At 32.6% G+C, this 23055-nt stretch carries 21 protein-coding genes; 9 read left to right on the top strand and 12 right to left on the bottom strand.

Features of this window, described 5'->3' with window-relative positions:
* Positions 1-45 precede the first annotated feature (45 nt).
* Positions 46-1281: an ABC transporter permease gene (locus DM397_RS05385; RefSeq protein WP_111376548.1), complete on the bottom strand. Its 1236-nt coding sequence runs from the start codon at positions 1279-1281 to the stop codon at positions 46-48.
* Between the two features lie 100 nt (positions 1282-1381).
* Positions 1382-1876 (bottom strand): YkgJ family cysteine cluster protein, encoded by a 495-nt coding sequence (locus DM397_RS05380; protein WP_111376547.1) that lies wholly within the window; start codon positions 1874-1876, stop codon positions 1382-1384.
* 72 nt (positions 1877-1948) lie between these two features.
* On the opposite strand from DM397_RS05380, the gene DM397_RS05375 reads away from it, so the two are divergent.
* Together DM397_RS05375 and DM397_RS05370 are read left to right on the top strand one after the other, a co-directional pair.
* Positions 1949-2656 carry a class I SAM-dependent methyltransferase gene (locus tag DM397_RS05375; protein ID WP_111376546.1) on the top strand — a complete coding sequence of 236 codons (708 nt, stop codon included), beginning with the start codon at positions 1949-1951 and terminating at the stop codon, positions 2654-2656.
* A 17-nt stretch (positions 2657-2673) separates the two neighbouring features.
* A complete protein-coding gene (locus DM397_RS05370) occupies positions 2674-3219 on the top strand; it encodes a YfiT family bacillithiol transferase (protein WP_111376545.1) in 546 nt (181 codons plus the stop codon).
* Positions 3220-3297: 78 nt separating this feature from the next.
* On the opposite strand, the gene DM397_RS05365 is transcribed toward DM397_RS05370, so the two are convergent.
* From DM397_RS05365 to DM397_RS05330, 8 genes are all read right to left on the bottom strand, one after another.
* Positions 3298-3930, bottom strand: coding sequence for a 7-carboxy-7-deazaguanine synthase QueE (locus DM397_RS05365; RefSeq protein ID WP_111376544.1), 633 nt, complete (start codon positions 3928-3930; stop codon positions 3298-3300).
* Between the two features lie 103 nt (positions 3931-4033).
* Positions 4034-5701 (bottom strand): tetratricopeptide repeat protein, encoded by a 1668-nt coding sequence (locus tag DM397_RS05360; RefSeq protein ID WP_111376543.1) that lies wholly within the window; start codon positions 5699-5701, stop codon positions 4034-4036.
* A gap of 16 nt (positions 5702-5717) precedes the next feature.
* Positions 5718-6641: a PstS family phosphate ABC transporter substrate-binding protein gene (locus tag DM397_RS05355; RefSeq protein WP_111376542.1), complete on the bottom strand. Its 924-nt coding sequence runs from the start codon at positions 6639-6641 to the stop codon at positions 5718-5720.
* Positions 6642-6643: 2 nt separating this feature from the next.
* Positions 6644-6874, bottom strand: coding sequence for a hypothetical protein (locus DM397_RS23995; protein WP_111365906.1), 231 nt, complete (start codon positions 6872-6874; stop codon positions 6644-6646).
* Positions 6874-7674, bottom strand: a complete 801-nt coding sequence (locus DM397_RS05345) for an energy transducer TonB (protein WP_111376541.1) — start codon at positions 7672-7674, stop codon at positions 6874-6876. Before DM397_RS05345 ends, DM397_RS23995 begins: the two co-directional genes overlap by 1 nt.
* Before the next feature lie 38 nt (positions 7675-7712).
* A complete protein-coding gene (locus DM397_RS05340; RefSeq protein ID WP_111376540.1) occupies positions 7713-8270 on the bottom strand; it encodes an ExbD/TolR family protein in 558 nt (185 codons plus the stop codon).
* Between the two features lie 19 nt (positions 8271-8289).
* Positions 8290-8901: an ExbD/TolR family protein gene (locus DM397_RS05335; protein WP_111376539.1), complete on the bottom strand. Its 612-nt coding sequence runs from the start codon at positions 8899-8901 to the stop codon at positions 8290-8292.
* Positions 8902-8942: 41 nt separating this feature from the next.
* Positions 8943-9767, bottom strand: a complete 825-nt coding sequence (locus tag DM397_RS05330; protein WP_111376538.1) for a MotA/TolQ/ExbB proton channel family protein — start codon at positions 9765-9767, stop codon at positions 8943-8945.
* A gap of 381 nt (positions 9768-10148) precedes the next feature.
* Between DM397_RS05330 and DM397_RS05325 the strand changes: the two genes are divergently transcribed.
* Positions 10149-11666, top strand: a complete 1518-nt coding sequence (locus tag DM397_RS05325; RefSeq protein ID WP_111376537.1) for a helicase HerA-like domain-containing protein — start codon at positions 10149-10151, stop codon at positions 11664-11666.
* A 140-nt stretch (positions 11667-11806) separates the two neighbouring features.
* Here the strand turns inward: DM397_RS05325 and DM397_RS05320 are convergent, their stop codons facing one another.
* Positions 11807-13150, bottom strand: coding sequence for an FAD-dependent oxidoreductase (locus DM397_RS05320; protein WP_111376536.1), 1344 nt, complete (start codon positions 13148-13150; stop codon positions 11807-11809).
* A gap of 217 nt (positions 13151-13367) precedes the next feature.
* Here DM397_RS05320 and DM397_RS05315 point away from each other — a divergent pair, with 217 nt between their 5' ends.
* The 5 genes from DM397_RS05315 to DM397_RS05295 all read left to right on the top strand — a co-directional run bounded on the left by DM397_RS05315 (position 13368) and on the right by DM397_RS05295 (position 18789).
* Entirely contained in the window at positions 13368-13961 is a 594-nt protein-coding gene (locus DM397_RS05315) for a GNAT family N-acetyltransferase (protein ID WP_111376535.1), read from the top strand.
* A gap of 66 nt (positions 13962-14027) precedes the next feature.
* Positions 14028-14822 (top strand): helix-turn-helix domain-containing protein, encoded by a 795-nt coding sequence (locus DM397_RS05310; RefSeq protein WP_111376534.1) that lies wholly within the window; start codon positions 14028-14030, stop codon positions 14820-14822.
* A 75-nt stretch (positions 14823-14897) separates the two neighbouring features.
* Entirely contained in the window at positions 14898-16406 is a 1509-nt protein-coding gene (locus tag DM397_RS05305) for a serine hydrolase (RefSeq protein ID WP_111376533.1), read from the top strand.
* A 328-nt stretch (positions 16407-16734) separates the two neighbouring features.
* Entirely contained in the window at positions 16735-18183 is a 1449-nt protein-coding gene (locus DM397_RS05300) for a serine hydrolase (protein ID WP_111376532.1), read from the top strand.
* Positions 18184-18345: 162 nt separating this feature from the next.
* Positions 18346-18789 carry a hypothetical protein gene (locus tag DM397_RS05295; protein WP_111376531.1) on the top strand — a complete coding sequence of 148 codons (444 nt, stop codon included), beginning with the start codon at positions 18346-18348 and terminating at the stop codon, positions 18787-18789.
* A gap of 123 nt (positions 18790-18912) precedes the next feature.
* Here the strand turns inward: DM397_RS05295 and DM397_RS05290 are convergent, their stop codons facing one another.
* Entirely contained in the window at positions 18913-21303 is a 2391-nt protein-coding gene (locus tag DM397_RS05290; RefSeq protein ID WP_111376530.1) for a penicillin acylase family protein, read from the bottom strand.
* A 107-nt stretch (positions 21304-21410) separates the two neighbouring features.
* Between DM397_RS05290 and DM397_RS05285 the strand changes: the two genes are divergently transcribed.
* On the top strand, positions 21411-22967 hold the full coding sequence (locus tag DM397_RS05285) for a hypothetical protein (RefSeq protein WP_111376529.1): 1557 nt from the start codon (positions 21411-21413) through the stop codon (positions 22965-22967).
* Positions 22968-23055: the final 88 nt, after the last annotated feature.

Raw genomic sequence — 23055 nt, 5'->3', positions numbered from 1 at the left:
GGTTTTGAAAACCTGTCGGGTTGTATTTATGCTAAATCTCTTTATCTAATCGAAACGAATGGCTTTTACTGGAGATATTTTGGTTATTATATAAGACGGGATTAACAATACCAAGAAACAAACAGTAACAGTAAGCAAATTCAACAAGAGTATATAAATCCAATTTAGATAAACTGGAGCTTGATTAACATAATAATTTTCAGGGTTGAGCTGAATTACTCCAAATTGCTGCTGAATTAAAAGAATTGAGATTCCGATTAGATTTCCCCAGAACAATCCACGTAGAATTAAGTAAAAGGCATTATACAAAAATATTTTACGAACCGACCAGTTATTTGCTCCCATCGATTTTAGAATTCCAATCATCTGGGTTCTTTCTAGAATAAGAACTAAGAGCGCAACTATCATATTAATAGTTGCAACCATAATCATAATGCCTAAAATGATTACAATATTAAAATCAAATAACTGGAGCCAATCAAAAATGTAGCTGTATTTTTCTATAATGGTTTTTGTATCGAGATTAGACGAAGTTGATTCGTAAACTTTATTCCCAACTGCTTTAATTTCGTCAAAATCGTTGACAAAAATTTCAAACGCTCCAATTTGATCTTCCCTCCATTTATTAATTCTTTGTATGTGGCGAATATCACCTATAATGTATGTAGCATCAAAATCTTGAAATCCCGAATTAAATATAGCTGCGATTTTAAAACGGCGACTGTTTGGAAGTTTACCTTGCTCTTCTTTTATAAAAAAGGTATTGAATTCGTCTCCGACTTTCAAATTTAAACGGTCTGCTAGAAACCTTGAAATAATAACATCTTCATTTAATGCTTTTGTAAAATCTGGCAGTTTCCCTTCTACGATGTACTCCTTAATATTGTTCCAATCGTAATCTGCCCCTACTCCCTTAAATACAATCCCTTCAAATGCGTTTTCTGTTCTTATAATTCCAGCTTTACTTGCGACTGCTTGAATATGGCTTACTTCTGGAACTGATTTAAAATTAGGGTAAAAATCTTGTTTTTTCGAAATTGGAACTGTGGTAACTTCTGAATTATTATTATCATAATTAGAAATTATAATTTGGCCATTGAATGCAGAGACCTTATCTCGAATTTTTTTCTGCAAACCAATTCCAGTTGCTACAGAAACTATCATCATAATAATTCCGATCGCTATTGCAGAAATAGCAATTTTTATAATAGGTGCCGAAATACTGCTTTTATAATCTTTTGCAGTAATAAGTCTTTTGGCTATAAAATATTCTAAGTTCAAGTTATAAATTTTCTCTAGATTGATTAATTATTCCTTCCTCAAAAGTACATCTTAAAAAAGGAAAACGGAGATATTCTTGTTAACAATTGTCCGTTTCTATTTATAACGGTAATTTCTTTTTCATTTCTTCTACAATATTATATGCCGCAGGACAAATTTCAACGTTTTTCAAAGTTAAGTTTGAAATCTGATAAAATTTGTTTCTATCTGTATGAGGAAACTCTCGACAGGCTTTTGGACGAACATCATAAATCATACAATAATTCTCATTATCCAAAAAAGTGCAGGGAACGCTTTTCAAAACATAATCTTTATCCTCATCTATTCGCAAATACTGATCAATAAATTGCTGTGGTTTTTGTCTAAAATGTTTTGAAATTCGCTCAATATCTGCCAAAGTAAATAGCGGCCCTGTTGTTTTACAGCAATTAGCGCATTTTAAGCAATCCGTTCTTTTAAATTCAGCATCGTGCAAATCTTGCATTATGTAATCTAATTTTTTTGGCGGTTTCTTTTTAAGCTTATCGAAATACTTTTTATTCTCGTTATGCTTATCTTTGGCTAACTTACTTAAGTTATTTAAAATCTGTTTCAAGTTTAAAATTTAAAGTTGATATGCAAAATTAAACAACTTTAAACTTGAAACCTTAAACTTTGAACTAAAACAATGAAAGATCTTTTTGGAAAAGCGATATTTGACTTTTATACAAAAAATTCGCCTGAAGATATTATTACTGAAACTTCGATTTCTGAAGAAGATGAAATGAGTGTTGAATATCTTTTCCGTACTTATAATGAAATGCCAAAAATTGAGCAAAAGGCTTTACAATTAGCAAAAGGCAAAACATTAGATGTAGGATGTGGCGCAGGAAGTCATGCTTTATCATTGCAAATTGAACGTAATCTAGAAGTAACTGCTATTGATATTTCAGAAAAAGCGGTTGAAACTTGTCGTCTTAGAGGAATAAAAAATGCTAAAGTTGAAAATATCTTAGATTTTGAAGGAGAAAAATTTGATACAATTCTACTTCTAATGAATGGAACAGGTATTTTTGGCCAATTAAAAAATTGTAATAAATATTTATCTAAATTAAAATCTCTTTTAAATCCTGGCGGTCAAATTTTAATTGACAGCTCTGACATCATTTATATGTTTGATGAAGATGAAGATGGAGGTAAATGGATTCCGTCTGAAAATGACTATTACGGTGAGCTTGTCTTTAACATTAGCTATAAAGGAGAAAAAGAAGAACCTTTTGATTGGTTATATTTGGATTTCAACACACTCCAAAATGCAGCAATTGCCAACGGTTTTAACTGCGAGCTTATTCTTGAAGGAGAACATTACGATTACTTAGCTAAACTTTCCATTTAAAAACAAACCATAAAACCATGAATGAACTAGATTTAGAGAAGTTAAAATATCCGATTGGAAAATTTACAGCTCCAGACCAATATTCTGCAGAGTATCTTTCTGAAAAAATTACAGAAATTGAAACTCTTCCAGAAAAATTAGCAAAAGAAACAATTCATTTAACCGACGAACAACTGGACACTCCTTATCGTCCTGGCGGATGGACAGTGAGACAAGTTATTCATCATTGTGCCGAAAGCCATATGAATTGCTACGTTCGCCTAAAATGGGCTTTGACAGAAAACAATCCCGTAATTAAGCCTTATGACGAAGTACTTTGGGCTGAATTAAGCGACAATCTGACAATGCCAATCCAACCAACTCTAGATTTATTAAAAGGACTTCATTTCAGATTAGGCTATATCATGCGAAGTTTATCAGCATCTGATTTAGAAAAAACTTTTATACATCCTTCTGATAATTCAGAAATTAAACTCAAAAGAATGATTGGAATGTATGCTTGGCATGGAAACCATCATTTGGCACACATTACCTCTCTGAAAAATCATAAAAATTGGAAATAAAAGAATGTGTTTATTTTTTACACAGCTTGTATACTTCCATAAAACAGAAAATCTCTTCGTGTGAAGAGATTTTCTGTTTTATGGAATATTAAGATATTTATGAGTCTGTAATGAAACTCTCCATTTTGGATTATTCATAACATAATCAACAATAAGCGGAGTCATTTCTTCTTTTTTACTCCATTCTGGCTGAAGGAACAAAATTGCATTGTCATTTACTAATTCTGCTTGTTCTTCGGCAAAAATAAAATCATGCTTGTTGTAGATAATCACTTTTAACTCATGAGCGTTATCATACACTGTCTGAGTTGGCAATTTATTCTTTTTAGGTGAAAGACAAATCCAGTCCCAAGTTCCTGATAATGGAAAAGCACCTGAAGTTTCAATATGTACTTTTAAATTTTTCTCTTTTAAACGTTTTGTCAAAAAAGTCATATCCCATGACAAAGGCTCTCCACCAGTTACAACAACTGTATCAGCATATTTTGCAGCATTTTCCACAATTAAATCTACTTTCGTTGGAGGATGAAGTTCAGCATTCCAGCTTTCTTTCACATCACACCAATGACAACCTACATCACACCCACCAATCCTAATAAAGTAAGCAGCTCTTCCTGTATGCGAACCTTCTCCTTGAATGGTATAAAATTCTTCCATCAACGGAAGCATGGCTCCTTTATTTACTTCTAATTGTATTTCTTTTGGTAACATTATACTATTTTAAGAGTGCAAAGATAGTCAATAAAATACGGAACAAAAAAACCGATAGTTTTTTAGAACTATCGGTTTTTATATTCTCTTTAAAATTTATCAATTATTTTAAAGCTTTTATAGATTGTGTTGCATATGAATTTGCTGGATCTAAAACTAAAGTTTTATTGAAATACTCAATAGCTTTAGCTTTATCAGTATTAGCATAAGCAGCACCAATACCATTGTAAGCTTCAACAAACTTTTTAGCTACAGCTGGCTTAGCCACTTCTTCTGCACCTTTTGCTGAAATTTTAGCAACATACTCTTCGTAGTTTTTAATGATCATATCATCTTTATCTAATAAAGAGTTGATTCTAGCTTTATATAAATATGCTTCATCATAGCTAGGAGCAGTAGTTAAAATTTTATCGAAAACTGCATCTGCTTTTCCTAAAGCAACAGCATCACGGCTTTCTTTTGGTTTACTAGCATTACCATAGTATAAAGAAATCCCATAATAAACACTGTCATCTAAGTAATTTTTAGACTCAGGGTTGTTTGCTCCAAGTTCAAAAATAGATGCTGCCTGCGCATATTGTTTTTTACCGAATAATTCTTTTCCAAAATCTGCGAATTCTTCAACTACTAAAGGCTCTAATTCAATCGCTTTTTTAATATCAGCTAAACCAGCATCAAAAGCTGCTTGATTTACTGTACCATCTGCTCCAGTTCCTTTTTTAATTTTAGAAAGTCCTAAATAGTAATAATCTCTACCAATTACTTTGTTTGATGGTGTATTAATATAATCTTGAAGAGATTTAATAGCTACATCAACATTTCCGTTTTCGTAAGCAGCATATCCTAAATATCTGAAAATTCTAGGATTTACTTTATCTTGAGCAATCATTTTGTTTGCAACAGTTTCTAATTGCTTGTAATCTTTAACCAAGATCAAGAAATCTGCATGACGCATTTTAGAATCAAGAGAGTAATCTGTTAAACTTAAGTACTTCTCATAATTTGTAATTGCATTTTGCAAGTTAACTTTAGCAGTAGAAGGTTTGTTTCTTGCCCATTTATAATATGTTTCAGCAAGTTCTCTGTAAACTGGTCCGTAGCTAGCGTCTAATGCGATAACTTCATTGAATGATTTAATTGCCTCATCATAAGATTTAGCACCTTTCAATAAAACTCCTAATTGCATTTTTGCTCTCAACAAAGTATTATCAGCAGTAAAAGCATCACGGTAAGCTTTATAAGCATCGTTTTGATTGTTTGCTCCGTAGTAAGCATCACCAATTGCCAATAATGCTTGTGCGTTTTGCGGATCAACTAATAAAGCTCTTTTCAAAACTTCAGTAGCATTTTTATAATCTGGATTCTCAGAATTCATGTAAGCTCTCGCGATGTAAATAAATTCATTTACATCTTTTTTCTTCATGTCTTTAGTTGCCAAAGCAAAATTAGCTTGAGCAGCAGCACTATTCTTAGCATCAAGATCTAATTGCCCTAAACCAATATAGCTTAAGTTTTTCTTGTCTGAAGCTTGTAATCCATTATTGTAATAGATTTTTGCAGAATCGACAACAGATTGATTTAAATAAACATTACCTAAAACAAAATTTGCTTCACCATCCGAAGGTTTACTTTTGATGATTGATTTAAGGATTGTTTTTGCTTTATCAAATTGTTCAGCATCAATTGCCTTCTTTGCTTGGTTGATATCTTGCGCCTTTGCTGCGGTAGCCGAAGCAACTAATGCAAGACTTAAAATTTTAAATTTATTCATCTTTATTGTAATTAATTTATTCTTTATCTTTTATAATTTCACTTCTAATCTTTAGTTTTCGCCCTGGAGTTTTATATGGCAGCAATCCAGATTTTAAAACTATTCGCTGTCCGATATCGCCTGCTATAAATGAAGCAAAGCCCATTCCAAGTCCCGAATAACCTTGACAATTGATAATAAACAAATCACGTGCCAAAGGATATTTCCCAATTTCTAAGTCATTCTGAGTAGGACTGTAATATTCATTACTATTCAGTCCTTTAACATAAAGGACGTTTATCTTATTAATAGTTTCAGTCATATCAGGTGTTGGCTGATAAAACCAATTAATACCAATAACCCCAATCATTCCTTCATTTTCTGAAACAAATTTGATTACTTCATTATTTGTTTTAAATGAGAAAACTCCTGATTTAGGTATTTCCTTCACCTTAGCTAATTCCTTCATGTAACGAACAGTACTTGAATTAGGATTATCGAAAACTAGTCCTTTAATTTTACCATCTGTTTTACCTTGCATGAAATCAATAACACTTTTCAACGCAATTAAAGTATCATTATTGCTTTTGTTCGAAATAAAAGCAATAGCGTCATGGGCAAATGGAGTTACTCTCGGATTAATTTTACTTTTATCAAAACGAGCTCTTTCTTCTGCAGTTAAATCTCGAGTTGTAATTGCAACCTTAGTTTTTTGATTTAATAGATCATTAATTACTTCAGCTTCTGAATTTGGCTTTACTGTTATTTTTGCATTATAGTAAGTACCTTCAAAAACAGCAACCTGATCGTCTACAATTTGCTTTACTGTTTCGTCAACCGCAATATCAAGTGATCCTTTCAAAATGGTCTCTTTTTCAGTTTCACTTTTGCTTTTTTGGTTGCACATGGCAAACAAAAAGACAAAAACAACCAAACCCAAAGCCTTACTATATTTCAACATAATTATTCTTCTTTTGAATTAATTAATCTTAAAAATCTTATTCCCGAATATACAATTAGTAGTCCTCCAAAAGCATATCTGTATTTCCATTCCATGTTTAGCGGGAGTTTCTCCCAGAACATAATCATTAAACCGAGCACAAGATAAATTAAAAAAAACAGTATTCCTAAAACAAGAAGAAATCGCTCTTTGAGCGATTTCTTCTGAATATTATTAAGCATATCTTTTAACATTATTCTGCAGATTGAATAGTAATAGGAAGAGAGTATAATACCCTAACTTTTTTACCATTTTGCTCGCCGGGAGTCCATTTTGGACATTTTTTAAGAACACGAATTGCTTCTGCTCCTGTACCATAACCGATATCTCTTAAAACTTTAATATCTGTTAATGACCCGTCTTTTTCAACTACAAACGTAACGTAAACTTTACCTTTTAAACCTTCTTCTTCTGGAGTTTTGTAATTGTTTCCTACGAATTTGTAGAATTTATCAATACCTCCTGGGAAATCAGGTTTTACTTCGATACCAGCTGTATTATATACAGTGTTATCTTCTTGTACCACCTCTGCTACTGGTCCTTTTCCAACTGGCTCATCAACAGTTAAAACTGCATCTGGATCTCCTTTGATAGTCTCAGCACCAACTTTTTTGTCTTTTAAATCAACAATTTTTGGTGGGTCTTCAGTTACTTCTTCCGCTTTTGCAACCACAGGTTTAACGAATTTAACCTGATCCACTTTTGGTGGCGGTGGCGGTGGCGGTGGCATATTAGGCTTAACTTCCTCTTTTTTAGGAGGTAATTTTACCGCAGCCATCTTAACCTCTTTAACCTCTTCTTCTTCTGATGAGTCTGGCAACAAACTCGCAATAAGAGGAGCAGCAATAGCAGCACTAAAGATAAGAGAACCAATAACAAGTGCTTTCACAGTTGTTTTTCCGTTTGATTTTCTCAGCTCGTATGCTCCATATATCTTATTACGCCCTTCGAATACGATATCAAGCCACTGATTTTTTATAATATCTAATTTCATACTTCTTGATTTTTAAGTCGATAAAACTAAGATTGCTCTTATTTTTTATCTATCACTTTTGCTTCTTCTGGTGTAAACTCAGGAACAATCGCATATGTATCAACTCCAGTGATAGCCATTTCGTCCAAGATATCAACCAAATTACGGTAATTTGATTTTTTAGTTGGTTTGATGATCACAATGATTCCGTTTTTAGGTTTCCCTAAAGCTGCAGAATACGCCAAAACATTTTTCTTTTGTTTTAACAATTCTCTACGGATACCATCTTTACCATATGTAATGTCTTTTGGTCCCACTTTTGGTGATGCCAATAATCCCATATAGAAAACCATTTTATTATCGCCACCTAACATCACTGTCATGGTACGATTTTCATCTACCTTAGTTTTATCGGTTGGTTTTTCATCCTCCTCTTTATTTGGCAATGATAAATCCATCGATTGAGGTTTTGACAACGAAGTAGTTAACATAAAGAATGTAATCAATAAGAATGCCAAATCCACCATCGCTGTTAAATCGACTTTCGAATTCTGCTTTTTACTTCTTACTTTACCACCTTTACCACCACCGCCGTCGCCGGTATTTAATTCAGCCATCTTAGTGTATATTTTTTAATTAAAAGTCTCTTCCTCTCTTACCTGTAACTAAGTTAAAGGAATTGATTTTCTGATCTTGCAAAATATCCATAATTTTTCTAATTCTTGGATATTCTTCTTTAGCATCTCCCTTAATCGCAATCTGCAATTCTTTGTCATCCAAATCAATTGTAGCTCTTCTAGAAATTAGAAGCCATTCTTTTAATTGATTATCTAATGAATCCAAAGGAATTCCAGGCTGGTTTGCTTTGGTTCTGTCCGCCGCTTTCATATCAATGATTTGCTTTAAACCTGTAATTGGCACACCAAAATCATCCATAAGAGCAAATTTGGTTTTATCTTCTTCCGAAAATTCAATACCATATTTTGCACCCATTCCTTCAAGAGTTCTTTTACGAACTTCTCTTCCTTTGATGTCAAAAAATACTTTCCCTTTTCCTACTGTAATAATAGCCAAATCTGTATCTGGCAGTTTACTTATCGCAACAGAAGCAGGCATATCTACAGGCAATGCCTCAGGCACTTTAGCAGTAGCGGTCAAAATAAAGAACGTTAGCAAAAGGAACGCTACATCACACATCGCAGTCATATCTGTCGATGTAGACTTTTTTTTCATTTTTATTTTAGCCATTATCTTTTATTTTATTTTTTTTGATAAATATCAAAAATTAATTATTGTCTTAAACTTCCTCTGAATTTTCTGTAAGTATTAACGATAGTAGTACCAGCCTCATCGATAGAGTAAGTTAAATCGTCAATTTTAGCAGTAAAGAAATTGTAAGAAATAATTGCCAAGATAGAAGTAGAGATACCTGTTGCAGTGTTGATAAGTGCCTCAGAGATACCAGTAGCAAGAGCAGCTTGGTCAGGAGTACCAGCAGAAGCTAACGCACCAAACGCTTTAATCATACCAGATACTGTTCCTAATAATCCTCCTAATGTTCCTAAAGATACTAAAGTAGAGATGATAGTCATGTTTTTCTCTAACATTGGCATTTCTAATGAAGTTGCCTCTTCAATTTCTTTGTGGATTACTTCTGAAGCTTCTTCACTATTGAATCCTTCTTTTTTAACATCTTGGTATTTTACCAAAGCAGATTTAATTGCGTTTGCAACTGAACCTTGTTGTTTATCGCAAGAAGCGATAGCAGCCTCAATGTTTCCTTCTTTAATACTTCCTTGAACACTTTTCATGAATTTGTCAAGGTTAGTTTTTCCAGCAGCTTTACCAATAACAATAAATCTTTCGATAGAAAAAACAACAACCATTAAAAACATACCTAATAATACAGGTACAATAAAACCTCCTTTATATACTGTACCCAATAAGTTTAATGGATGACCTTTTTCTGCATCTCCTCCTTCGAAGTTAGCAGTATCTCCCATAACCACTTTCCAAAGAAACACCCCAACTAAAACACAAGCTACAATAATGATTCCTGTAATTATTCCTCCCCCATTTGAAGTGCTTTCTTTTTTAACTTTAACGTTTGCCATTTTTTTTAATTTTAATAGTTTTAAATAATTTTTATTTTTTAGTTATATTTAACTTGTAGAGGAGCAAATTTATACGTTTAGTTTAAATAAAAAAACTTTTTTTAATTTAATTGACCGAAATTTAACTTCAAATTAAAAAATATCTCATTAAATTGCCGGTATCATTTTTTAAATAAAACAAAAAAAAGGACGATAATTAGAAAAATTACAACGTTTTAGTAAATATTCAAAGATTCCTTTGATATCTTCTTAAAAAGCTGAGAATTTTTTTTTTATTAAATTTTCAATCAAAAAAAGCTTTTTCTTACTAAAAAAAAGCACATAAAAAGTATCCAAAAACAAAGAAATACTCATATAACAATCTAAATTACAAATAAAAACATGAATAAAAAAGAGAATTTCATTGCAGATATAACTACAGGGTACTCTTCGAAGGGAGATAGTATTATACTTGGAGGCGCAATGCTTGACGGTGAGCCAATTGCAGAAGCCCATGTCAAAATTCCTCTAAAAACTTTAAACCGACACGGATTAATTGCTGGCGCAACTGGAACAGGAAAAACCAAAACAATTCAGGTTTTTTCTGAACAGCTTTCTAGTGCAGGAATTCCTGTACTAATGATGGACATTAAAGGAGATTTTAGTGGTATTGCTAAAGAGGGTAAAGAAGAAGGTTTTATTACAGAACGTCATGCCAAAATAAATATACCTTATAATGTAGCCGCATTTCCTGTTGAACTAATGTCTTTATCCAAACAAAATGGTGTTCGCCTACGTGCTACTGTTTCTGAGTTTGGGCCTGTTTTATTTTCACGAATTTTAGACTTGAATGATACACAGGCCGGAGTTGTAGCGGTTATCTTCAAATATTGCGATGATAAGCAAATGCCTTTATTAGATTTAAAAGACATTAAAAAAGTAATCAACTATATAACCGAGGAAGGCAAAGATGAAATTGCGGCTAGTTATGGTAAAATCTCAACTGCTACAACTGGAACTATCCTTAGAAAAATTATAGAACTGGAACAGCAAGGAGGTGATTTGTTTTTTGGTGAATTGTCTTTTGAAACAGATGATTTAATGCGAATTGATGAAAACGGCAAAGGTTACGTTAATATCATCCGCTTGACGGATATTCAGGATAAACCAAAATTATTCTCGACTTTTATGCTTAGTCTTTTGGCTGAAATCTACCAAAAAATGCCTGAGAAAGGAGATGCAGAACAGCCTGAACTAGTTATATTTATTGATGAGGCGCATTTAATTTTTAATGAGGCAAGCAAAGCATTATTAGAGCAGATTGAAACGATTGTAAAATTAATTCGTTCTAAAGGTGTTGGTCTGTATTTTGTTACACAAAACCCAATGGATGTTCCAAGTGGTGTTTTAGCTCAGTTGGGATTAAAAATTCAGCATGCGCTAAGAGCTTTTACAGCAAATGACCGTCAGGCGATTAAGAAAACAGCCGACAACTACCCTACTTCTCCTTATTATAAGACTGATGAATTGCTGACAAGTTTAGGAATTGGAGAGGCTTTGGTTACTGCGCTTAACGAAAAAGGTATTCCAACTCCTCTTGTTGCCACCATGATGCGTGCGCCAATGAGCCGAATGGATGTTTTATCTCAATCTGAAATTGATGAAATAAATGGCAAATCGAAACTTGTTAAGAAATACGCTGAAGAAATTGACCGCGAAAGTGCTTTTGAAATTTTAAACAAAAAATTGACAGAAGCCGCAGAGGCTGCAGCTCAGCAAGAAGAGCAGGCTCCAGAAAAGTCATCAAAATCAGGACCGAGTACTACAGAAGTAGTTACAAAATCTGTTCTTAAAGTTGTAACAAGCGCTACTTTTATAAGAGGCGTGTTTGGAGTTTTATCAAAATTCTTAAAAAAATAAACTAACCAACTAAACCATATAAGCTTATAATTTATATAATTTATATAGCGAATTCCATTACGTATGTAAATATCAAACCCGACAGGTTTTAAAAACCTGTCGGGTTTACTAAATCTAAAGAATTTACATTATTTGAAAAGTTATGCGTTTTGCAGCAATTTCAAAATCTTGTTTTCAACTTCCGGGCTGTCCCAGATGTTTTCTATATTTTCCATTCGAAGCACTTCTTCCATAATTCCGTTTTGATAATCTCCGATAGCCAAAGCTTCGGCATAAGGGCGGTCACTAAAAGTAACACGACTATAAAGCGGAATCCATTTATCTGGATGTTTATCTGAAAAGACTTTTTCTATTTTCTTTTGCAACAAGAATTTTTCATCTGCTGTTTTGGTACTCATTTCTAAGAAATTTCGATACGAAAGTTCTGCAATCGCATCTGCATTTGGTTTTCTAGAGATTTGATATTCTGAAAATATCTTCTTCCAATCGTCTTGGTACTTTTCAATCATTTCGCTTAGAACAGTGATATCTTCAAAACCAGCATTCATACCTTGTCCGTAAAATGGAACTATGGCGTGACAAGCATCTCCAATCAAGGCAATTTTATTTTCGTAAGTCCAAGGAAAACATTTCATGGTTACCAAAGTACTTGTTGGATTTTTAAAGAAATCATTTGCCAATTCTGGAATTACTTCAATCGAATCTGGGAAATTTTTCTCGAAGAAATCTTCAACCATTTTGCGATCTGTCAATGATTCAAAAGAATTTTCTCCTTCAAAAGGCATAAACAAAGTACAAGTAAAACTTCCATCAAGATTAGGAAGTGCAATTAACATATACTCGCCTCTTGGCCAAATGTGAAATGAGTTTTTATCTAGTTTATGAGTTCCGTCTGAATTTGCTGGAATGTTCAATTCTTTATATCCCATATTCAAAAATTCCTGCGAATAATTAAACATGCTCTGACGCTGCATTCTGTGACGAATTCTAGAGAAAGCCCCATCGGCACCAAAAACCATATCAAATTTTCTTTCTTCCCACTCGCCTCTTTCGCTTTCACCAATATGAAGCGTAGCATCGTTCAAAGTAACGTCCCAAACTTTCTGTTCAAAATGAAATTCGGCTCCAGCTTCTTCAGCAAGATCGATCATTTTTCGGTTTAGTTTTCCTCTTGAAATAGAATATATAGATTCGCCTTCTTGACCGTAATTCTGAAAATTTAATTTGTCTACCAAGTGAATGGCGCGTTTATCCATCGGAATTGCGATTTCTCGAACCGAATCTCCAACACCAACTGCATCCAAAGCCTTCCAGCCACGGTTGGACATTGCTAGATTAATAGAACGTCCAGAAAAATTTATTTTTCGGATATCTGGGCTACGATCATAAACATGAACAGTATGACCCGCTTTTTTAAGATAAATTGCCAGAAGCGACCCTACAAGTCCAGAACCAACTACAGCAATTTTTAATGATGTTTGCATCGAGGGAAAATCTAATATTGGGTCGTAAAAATAACTAATAATTGTACATGACCCTTAAAATAAATGAACAAATTGTTTGCAAATAGTGATTCACAAAGATTATTCTGTTTTTTGACATTTTAAAAATATAACAAATTGTTATTTTATTTGATTTATTCGCAAAAATTAAACAACTAATTTCGCTTTCGATTTAATTCATTCTATAAAAACAAAATTCATGAACAGCGAAATTTTACAATCGGACATTATTTTAGAAAATGAAAAAGTTCTTTTAATCCCTTTTGAAGGCAAAAGAAATACAGAACTCAAAGAAATTATTTTTGATGATGAAATTTGGAGATATATGGGAATGTATATTCGAAACGATCAAGATTTTGAAAACTATATAAAAAGTACATTAAACCAAAAAGCAGACGGAATTTGTTATCCTTTCCTTATTATAGATAAACCTACATACAAAGTTGCAGGAAGCACTCGTTACGGTTATTTAAATCACGCTAGCCAAAAATGTGAAATTGGCTGGACTTGGTATGGAAAAGAATTTCAGGGAACTGGATTAAATAAAGCGTGCAAATATGAGCTATTGGATTTTGGTTTCGAACAAATTCAATTAAGAAGAATACAATTCAGTGCAGATCTTGAAAATTTAAGGTCTCAGAAAGCTATTGAAAAACTGGGTGCTGTAAAAGAAGGCATTTTTAGAAATAATTATGTTGATTCTGACGGAAACAGTAAGGATGATGTTTATTTCAGTATTATTCAGGAGGAATGGAAAAATACTAAACGAGATTATTTTGCAGAGTTTGCCTAAACAATAATGCAGAAAACTGTAATTTAGTCTGCGATTTCAGATCATGAATTCATATCGCAGACTAAAATGCAACTATACTCAGAACATTACGTAACCCAAAAAACTGAAAGATTCGTCAATAAAATTTGGTGTTTGGACAACAGCATTGGCGAAAGTCTGATCGAAAACAAACTCGTTCTACCAAACGGCTGTTTCAATCTCGCTTTTGTAACTGGAAATTCTATCGAAGTTCATACGAGTAAAGCCAAATATGAAATGAATGAAGGCGTTTACTTTTGTTCTCAAATGACTAACAAAGTTTTAGTCAACATCCATCCAAAAACGAAAGTCACAATTGTTCAGCTTCACACTTGGGCACTTTCCTTGTTTCCTAACTATGATTTAAGCGATTTTACAGATTCTATTATCAAAATTAATCTTGAAGAATTGCCTTTTAAAATTCAGATTGATTCTAATATTGAAATTATTTTAAATACAATCAACACTAATTTTGAAGCATTATCCGATTTAAATACGGAGAAAAATACCATTGAAAAAATCTGTGAGATTATTAAAAATCAAGATTCAGAGATTTCGGTTTCAGAAATCAGTACAGTATTGAAAACTTCACAGCGATTGCTTCAGATTAAGTTTAAAACGGCAACTGGGTTAACAATTAAAAAATATATTCAGATTCTAAAGTTCAGAAAATCGGTGGATCAAATGGTGAGTTCTGATTTAGAAAAGCTAAAACTAACCGATATTGCGCTCTACAATAAATATTTTGACCAGTCACATTTTATCAAAAAGTTTAAAGATGTGACTAAAACCACTCCGAAAACATTCGATCCTGATTCCTATTTTCTTTCTCATAAAAGATAAGTTTTCGCATTTGTACAATTTTGTGAGTTTTGATTGATTTACTTTTGCAAAATCATCAATCAAAATCAATTACAAATGAAAATCAATCAATCTTACTTTCGGTTAAAATTTCTTTTAATTGGAATTTCATTCATCCAAATTCAATTTGGATTTTCTCAGGAAGCTAAAAGTTCGGCTTTATATAAAACCATTATGTCAAAAGACAGTCTTCTTTTCGACATTGGTTTTAATACCTGCGATATAAAACAATTTGAAAATCTTTACACGGAAGATTTTGAATTTTATCACGACAAAGACAGCATTTCTGACAAAGCAAGATTTCTAAAAACGTTTCAAAATGGAATCTGTTCTCCAACAAGAAAATATAATTATCGAAGAGAATTAATAAACGGAAGCACAGAAATTTATCCTTTATATAAAAATGGTGTTTTATATGGCGCGATACAAATGGGAACGCACCGTTTTTATGAAAGCTCTACTGGAAATGCAGAACAAGCTGGAAGTTTTGCCAAATTTACTCATCTCTGGCTTTTAAAAAATAAAGATTGGAAACTAGCAAGATCACTGAGCTATAATCATCAAATGACAAGTTCTACTGCTGGCATATCAAATCTTTTTGATAATGATCAAGAAACCGAAAAATGGCTTAAAGAGAATAATGTTCCTACTTTAGGAATTGGAATTATTACTGACGGAAAACTAAAACAGGTAAAAGTTTTTGGTGAACTTAAAAAAGGTGTTTCAGCACCTTATAATACTATCTGGAATGTAGCTTCGCTGACAAAACCTATAACTGCCATAACAGTTTTAAAATTAGTAAGCGCCGGAAAATGGGATTTAGACGAATCATTGTACAAATATTGGATCGATCCAGATATTGCAAAAGATCCTAATTTAAAATTACTAACCACGAGAATTGTTTTGAGTCATCAAACAGGTTTTCCAAATTGGAGATCTTTTAACGAATCTAATAAATTAGATTTCAAATTTAAACCTGGAACACAATACCAGTATTCTGGAGAAGGTTTTGAATATTTGCGAAAAGCTCTCGAGAAAAAATTCCACAAAACATTAGATCAATTGGCTTCAGAATTAGTTTTTGAACCTTTAAAAATGACCGATTCTCAATTAATTTGGAATGATAAAATAGATCTTTCGAGATATGCTGTCAATTTTGACAAAAACGGCAATGCTTATGAACCGACAAAAAATAAAACTGCAAATGCCGCCGACGATTTATTGACCACAATTGAAGATTATGGCAAATTTTTATCGAGCGTAATGAACAGTGAAGGGTTAAGTGAAAAAGTTTTTGAGGATATGATTTCGCATCAAGTTCAAACCAAAAAAAACAAATACTTTGGGTTAGGCTTTGAAATTTATGACTTAGGAAATGAAAACTACGCTCTTTCACATGGTGGCGCCGACAAAGGTGTTCAGACTATTTTTATTTTGCTTCCCAAAACAAAACAAGGTTTAGTCATTTTTACCAATGCTGATGACGGCTATAAAGTTTATGAAAATATTGTTGTGCACTATCTCGGAGAAAATGGGCAGAAAATAGTTGATATTGAAACGAAATAATTTTTACCTCAATTGGATATTAACCCTAATCTAAGAACATGCTAAAGTTTTTTATCCTTTTATTATTATACATCTGTAAAATTTTGACTGCTTAATAGCATTAAAAATATTTGTTAGTTATGAGCATAGGCCAACTTTTAAAGTAACTGGTCTGTGCTCTTACTTTTTTATATTCTGAAAAAAAAATAAAAAAAAATGGATTAATCGTGAAACCAAATCGTAAATCAATCGTCTAAGATTTTATAGCATCATATAATTCCATTTATGAAGTTTCAATCATCAATCAAAATCGAATCATTCATTAATCTTAAACCATAATCAATCCATTATGAAAAAATCAATCAAACTTGTTGCACTTTTTGTTGCTTTTCAATTTTCATCCTTTAGCACATTTGCTCAAGATAAAGCACAACAAATTGAACAGCTTTTAAACAAATATAACGAATACGGACAGTTTAATGGTTCTGCTTTAGTATCCGAAAACGGGAAAGTAATTTTCAAAAAAGGTTTTGGTTCTGCCAATATGGAATGGAATATTCCGAATCAGCCTGATACTAAATTCAGATTGGGTTCTATCAGCAAACAATTTACGGCTCTATTAATTGTAAAACTGGCAGAAGAAGGAAAAATTAAACTGGATGTTCCAATTACTACTTATCTTCCTGATTATCCAAAAGAAAATGGCGATAAAATCACGATTCACCATTTATTGACGCATACATCTGGAATTCCAAATTATACCAACGCGCCAAATTTCCTTAGAGATAAAGCAAAAAATCCTTATACTCCAGAAGCTTTTGTAAAAACTTTTTCTAGTCTGCCACTTGAATTCGCTCCAGGTGAAAAGTTTAATTACAGCAATTCAGGTTATTTTCTATTAGGTTACATTATCGAAAAAATCACAGGTAAAACATACGAGCAAAATTTACAAGAAACCATTTTCACGCCTTTAAAAATGGTAAATTCGGGCTACGATCATAGTGAAGTTATTATAAAAAACAGAGCTGCTGGTTATGAAAAAGAAGGAAAGAAAATTGTCAATGCTTCGTACATTGATATGAGTATTCCGTACGCTGCAGGATCTTTATACTCTACTGTAGAAGATTTGTATTTATGGGATCAGGCGCTTTATACCAATAAATTGCTTTCTGAAAAATCAATGGAATCTTTATTTAAACCTTACATTAAAGCATGGAATGTTTTTTATGGATATGGATGGTCAACTTATGAAGTGCCAAACGGAAACGATAAATTGACTATTGTTGAGCACGGAGGTGGAATCAACGGATTTAAAACCGTTATCTCTCGCATTCCTAAAGATAAAAATCTTGTTGTTTTATTGAATAATACTGGCGGAACTGTTTTAGGCGAAATGAATACTGCAATTCGCAATATTTTATACAATCAGCCATTTAATCAGCCGAAAAAATCATTAGCTCTTGACTTATTAGATGTTTATAATGAAAAAGGAGTTATTGCAGGAACAGATACTTATAAAAAACTAAAAAATGATCCAACTTATGCTATTAAAGAAGGCGATATGAACCGAGTTGGATATCAATTATTGCAAACTGGAAAAAAGAAAGAAGCCATTGAGGTTTTCAAAATCAATGTCGATACTTTTCCAAAATCTGGAAATGCTTATGATAGTTTAGGCGAAGCTTATTTGGCTGATGGAGATAAAAAACTAGCAATGGTCAACTACAAGAAATCTGTTGAACTAGATCCAACAAATGAAGGCGGAAAAAAAGTTTTAGAAGAACTTTCTAAAAAATAAAGACAGATAATTATAGCTTAAATTCTTAAAAAAAAGCTCCGAAAAAGCAGATTCAAAATCTATTTTTTCGGAGCTTTTTTTGTTACAACTTGGGACATTCAAACCTAATGATTTATTTTTCTAAAATACTATTTTAGCCCACCCAAAATAATTGAATGACCTATGAAAAATCTAAAAAATCACAGTTTATTAGCTGTATTACTATGCCTTTTTATTTCTTCTAAATCTTTATCGCAAAGCCATCAGCCTCTGATGCCAAGTCAGCAAAACAAAATTATAATTGATAAAATTGTTGAAGCGGCACGTTATAAAAACTATGTGATTGATTTTTGCTTATCTAAAATAAATGAAGCTTCGGCAAAAGAAGGTTGGAACGAGCAAAAGGCAATGGAAGTTACCCAAAGCATCAATTACAAAAATTTCAGGGATGCAATCTACAATAGTTTTGTTGTTTTTGATGAAGTTGAACTGGAAACTTTATTAAAAGCCTACGAAAAAGACTCAGCTTATCAGACCCAAAATGTAATGACCAATAATAAAGTGCTTATTAATAATCTGAACATTTTTGCGGATGATATTGTGAAGGGGAAATATCTTTTGAAATAAGGTTCAGAGGTACAAAGTAACAAAGGAGCAAAGTTTTTCTTTGCGCATATATCTTTGTCAAAGTTCAAAACTTTGACAAAGATTGTAACTTGTAACTTCAAACCTGAAACCTGAAACCAAAAACTATTTCTTCGGTTTTAAAACCAATTTTGTTGATGTTTTTATGATTTCGTCTTTATTCAATTTCATTTTTCTGAACTTTCCTTCGTTGTACATTTCGGCTTGATCGCTGTAGTGTTTACTGAAAGGATTTCCAGATTGACCTGTTGGCAAAATACTCCAGCTATTTTCTACATCGGCAAAATCGACAATTCTTCTTGTTGAAGGTCCACCTTTGGTGTAATATTTTCCTTCATCATTAAATCCGAAGAACAAATTATTGATTACTTCATTTGAACCTGGAGAATTGAAAGGGCCAACATTAAATAATCCACGAAGTGCTTTGACTTTTCCTAATGGATGTTCGTGTTCTACCGTATGTACTTTTCCCCAATTCCATTCTGAAATGTTTTCTCCTAACTGATTCTGCAGAGCAATAACAGCATCATGAAAAGATTTTGAAACAACCTCTGTTCTCGTTTCTTTCACATTTTTTGTTTTGATATTATCCCACCAAATCGAATTTTCATTTTTTATCTGGTTGGCAATAACTTGTTTTCCTAAAGAAATTCCTAAAAACAAATTGAAGTTGTCTTTGCCCATTTCGTCTTCAAATGTGTTTTTCAGATACAAATAAATCCATTTGTTGTAAATCGTTGGCGCAACATCTTCAATATTTGTTGTTCCTTTCCAAGATTTTAAAACACCCAAAACCTCTTTTTCATTATAGGAAAGCGGTTTATTATCTAAAGCTGCAATTAAGTTTTTAGTCGTTTCAACGGCAACATTCGAAGTATTATCATAAATCATTTTGCTAATGGCTTCTTTATCCCAATCTGATTTTGCATCTAAAATTCCAGAAATTCTTTTAGCGCGATCTTCTGGCAGATAATATCCTGGATATAAATAACCATTGTCTATAGCTTCCGGCTGATTATTGGCAGAATACACATATCCCCATTCTGGATTTTCAGCTAATGGATTTTTTTCAAAATCTAAAAACTTCGTAATATCATCTTTTCCGCTTGAACCGTCTAAAATTAAATGAGTGTTAACTCCCTCATTATGTCGATACAATTTCCCGCTCGCCCACCAAGCCACGTTTCCTTTGGCATCGCCGTACATTACGTTCAACCCAGGAGCAGCAATTAAGCTAACAGATTTCTTAAAATCCGTAGTGTTTTTAGCGTGCGAAAGTCCATAAGCCGCATCTAGAATCAATATTGGTTCTCTCGTATACGTCCAAGACATTGCGATTGGATTTTTCTTTTCTAAACGATCTATAAAATCATTCATAATCGGGCCATGACGCGTAATCTTAACTGTCAAAATCACATCTGAAGAATCTTTTACTTTAATCGTTTTTTTTCTGATCTCGTATTCACTAAAACCTGTCGGTGTCTGATATTGAGAAGTATCGTCTGCTTTGTTTTTTTCTTGATAAAAATCAATATCATCATTTTCAAACATCGTTAAGCCGTAAGCATAATCTCTATTGTGCGCCAAAAGCGGAAACGGAGTTCCTGCCAAATAACAACCGTACAATTCATGTTTCGGAGTTACAATATGTGCTTCGTACCAAGTTGCAGGTTGAGAAAATCCGATATGCGGATCATTCGCAAAAATAACTTTTCCAGTTTTCGATTTATGAGGCCCGACAACCCAGCTATTACTTCCAACAAACGGCGGAATCGGAGATTGATCCAGCATTGCAGTTATAGATTTTGAAATCTCGGTGTATTCTTCAGTTTTCTCTTTTGAGATTTTAATTCTAGTATTGTTGAATTCTCCTTCAATACCTAAATCTTTCAAATAAGCAGCGCCGTATTTGTTTTTTATGTCTGTTAACAGCGGATCTGTTTTCTGCGCCATAGCAAAACTAAAAGACATATATCCGAAAATATTATAAACGTCTTTTATGGTAAACTTTTGCTTTTTCACGCCAACCAAACTAAATTCTATCGGCGTAACTCCTTCCTCCAAATATTGATTAATTCCATCCAGATAAGCTTGAGTCAGTTTATAGCTTTCGCTGTTTTTATCCAACCTTGCAATCGCTTTTGCTGAAGCTTCTTCAATTCCGATTCCAGCAAAAAATTTATCATTTTTAAGCGCAACACCTCCAAAAATCTCAGAAAGACGTCCTGGCGCGATTCGGCGTAACAATTCCATTTGCCATAATCTTTCCTGCGCATGCACATAACCAAGTGCTCGCATAGCATCTTTTTCAGAATCTGCATAAATATGAGGCACTCCAAAATCATCAAAATAGACTGTGGTTTCTTTCTCAAGATTTTTTAATTCTAATGAACCTTCATATTTCGGTTTTAAATGAAAAATATAAGCGCACAAACCAATCGCAAGAATCACAATAAGAACCAATAATGCCAACAGAATTTTTTTAATTATTCTCATATTCTAAAAAAAATGAAATTTGTAATGATATAACTTTTCCGCAAAATTTTATAAGAGACAACCGTCTTTAAAACTCTAAATTTATGTATTTAAAATTAATACTATAAATGTCCATCTATAAAAAAATAGCTCTTGTAGTAATTTCTCTGCTTCTCCTTGTAATTCTTACCAATATCGGATTGAATTACTGGATCAAAAAACAGCTTCCAATCATTATTCACGAAAAAAATAAAACGGCTTATAATATCAATTATGAAAAAATTGAAGTCTCACTTTTTTCTAGGAATATCAACGCACAGACTTTATTGGTTAGCCCGAAAAATGAACCAAAAGATAGCAAAAATGGACTTTTTTCGAAAATCGAATCTATCACTATAAAACATTTCAATATTTGGGATTTAGCTTTTCGGGATATCATTCAAGCAGAAAGTATAATTATCAATAAACCGCGAATCATTTTATACAAAAAAGGCGAAAAATTAATCAATAACAGTAAAAGCATTGAAAAAGAAATTATTGATCCTTTTCGAAAAATTATTGCAGTTTCTAATATTTACCTCAACGACGGATCTGTTGATGTTGTCTCTTTAGATACAGAAAAACCTATTTTCAGCATAAAAAAAGTTCTTTTAAAATTGGAAGGAATATTAATTACCGATGCTACATTAAAAGAAAAAATTCCGCTTCAATATAAAAACTACGCCTTGGTTTGCGACAGTTTGTTTTACAGACCAAATGGTTTCTATTACATCAATATTGGAAAAATAAGTACCGAAAAGAATTTTTTAAAAATCAACAACTTCTCAAATCTGCCTCAATTTGAACGCCGAGAATTTGTAAAACGTCTTGAAAAAGAAAAAGACATTTACAATTTGAAATTTGATTCGGCTCAAGTTGAAAAAATGGACTGGGGTTTCAAAAATAATCGCTTTTATTTCAAGGCAAATTCGCTTGTAATTCATCATTTTGATGCCAATATTTACCGTGGTAAAATGCTGAAAGACGATCCGAGCAAAAAATATCTTTACAATCATTTATTGCGAAATCTAAAATTTCCGCTTCAAATTGACACATTGCAAGTTTTAAAATCGAAACTGGTTTACGAAGAAGAACTTGATTTTGCAAAAGGCCCAGGAGTTTTAACTTTCGATAAATTCAATCTGCAAGCGACCAATTTAAAAAGCGGTTTTGGCTTAACAAAAATAGACGACGTAAAAATCAAAGTCAAATGTATTTTTATGAAAAATTCTCCTCTTGATGTCGATTGGAGTTTTAATGCACTAGACAAAAGTGACGGATTTCATATTCAAGGCGTGATTTCGAATTTTAACGTTCAGGGAATGACAAGATTCACCAAACCCTATATCAACACCACTTTTACTGGAACTTTTAACAAATACCGTTTTAATTTCTACGGAAATGACAATGGCTCAAAAGGAAATGCTTCTTTAGATTATGACGATCTCACAGTCAAATTATACCAAAAGAAAAATCCCGAAAAAGAAGCAAAACTAAAAACGGCTGTTGCTAATTTATTAGTCAAAAACGATTCAAAAGAGGGAGCCAAAACTGCCGAAGTTGAAGTAGAGAGGCTTCAAGACAGATCGTTCTACAATCTTTTGTGGAGAAGCATTGCAGAATCTTTGAAGAAGATTTTGATTTAGGAGTTTTTTTTAGCCACGAATTACACTAATTTTCACTAATTTTTATTGGCTGATTTAAAAAATCAATTTGTGTTAATTAGTGTAATTC

The sequence above is a fragment of the Flavobacterium nitrogenifigens genome, assembly GCF_003254565.1.
GTDB classification, from domain to species: domain Bacteria; phylum Bacteroidota; class Bacteroidia; order Flavobacteriales; family Flavobacteriaceae; genus Flavobacterium; species Flavobacterium nitrogenifigens.
This window is presented reverse-complemented; position numbering and strand designations above follow the sequence as displayed.

Excerpts from the sequence above, each read along its gene's own strand:
- DM397_RS05340 (WP_111376540.1), bottom strand. The coding sequence starts at position 8,270 with ATGGCTGAATTAAATACCGGCGACGGCGGTGGTGGTAAAGGTGGTAAA.
- DM397_RS05375 (WP_111376546.1), top strand. The coding sequence starts at position 1,949 with ATGAAAGATCTTTTTGGAAAAGCGATATTTGACTTTTATACAAAAAAT.
- DM397_RS05365 (WP_111376544.1), bottom strand. The coding sequence starts at position 3,930 with ATGTTACCAAAAGAAATACAATTAGAAGTAAATAAAGGAGCCATGCTT.
- DM397_RS23995 (WP_111365906.1), bottom strand. The coding sequence starts at position 6,874 with ATGTTAAAAGATATGCTTAATAATATTCAGAAGAAATCGCTCAAAGAG.
- DM397_RS05330 (WP_111376538.1), bottom strand. The coding sequence starts at position 9,767 with ATGGCAAACGTTAAAGTTAAAAAAGAAAGCACTTCAAATGGGGGAGGA.
- DM397_RS05355 (WP_111376542.1), bottom strand. The coding sequence starts at position 6,641 with ATGTTGAAATATAGTAAGGCTTTGGGTTTGGTTGTTTTTGTCTTTTTG.
- DM397_RS05305 (WP_111376533.1), top strand. The coding sequence starts at position 14,898 with ATGAAAATCAATCAATCTTACTTTCGGTTAAAATTTCTTTTAATTGGA.
- DM397_RS05335 (WP_111376539.1), bottom strand. The coding sequence starts at position 8,901 with ATGGCTAAAATAAAAATGAAAAAAAAGTCTACATCGACAGATATGACT.
- DM397_RS05360 (WP_111376543.1), bottom strand. The coding sequence starts at position 5,701 with ATGAATAAATTTAAAATTTTAAGTCTTGCATTAGTTGCTTCGGCTACC.
- DM397_RS05300 (WP_111376532.1), top strand. The coding sequence starts at position 16,735 with ATGAAAAAATCAATCAAACTTGTTGCACTTTTTGTTGCTTTTCAATTT.
- DM397_RS05315 (WP_111376535.1), top strand. The coding sequence starts at position 13,368 with ATGAACAGCGAAATTTTACAATCGGACATTATTTTAGAAAATGAAAAA.
- DM397_RS05345 (WP_111376541.1), bottom strand. The coding sequence starts at position 7,674 with ATGAAATTAGATATTATAAAAAATCAGTGGCTTGATATCGTATTCGAA.
- DM397_RS05310 (WP_111376534.1), top strand. The coding sequence starts at position 14,028 with ATGCAACTATACTCAGAACATTACGTAACCCAAAAAACTGAAAGATTC.
- DM397_RS05320 (WP_111376536.1), bottom strand. The coding sequence starts at position 13,150 with ATGCAAACATCATTAAAAATTGCTGTAGTTGGTTCTGGACTTGTAGGG.
- DM397_RS05325 (WP_111376537.1), top strand. The coding sequence starts at position 10,149 with ATGAATAAAAAAGAGAATTTCATTGCAGATATAACTACAGGGTACTCT.
- DM397_RS05290 (WP_111376530.1), bottom strand. The coding sequence starts at position 21,303 with ATGAGAATAATTAAAAAAATTCTGTTGGCATTATTGGTTCTTATTGTG.
- DM397_RS05295 (WP_111376531.1), top strand. The coding sequence starts at position 18,346 with ATGAAAAATCTAAAAAATCACAGTTTATTAGCTGTATTACTATGCCTT.
- DM397_RS05285 (WP_111376529.1), top strand. The coding sequence starts at position 21,411 with ATGTCCATCTATAAAAAAATAGCTCTTGTAGTAATTTCTCTGCTTCTC.
- DM397_RS05370 (WP_111376545.1), top strand. The coding sequence starts at position 2,674 with ATGAATGAACTAGATTTAGAGAAGTTAAAATATCCGATTGGAAAATTT.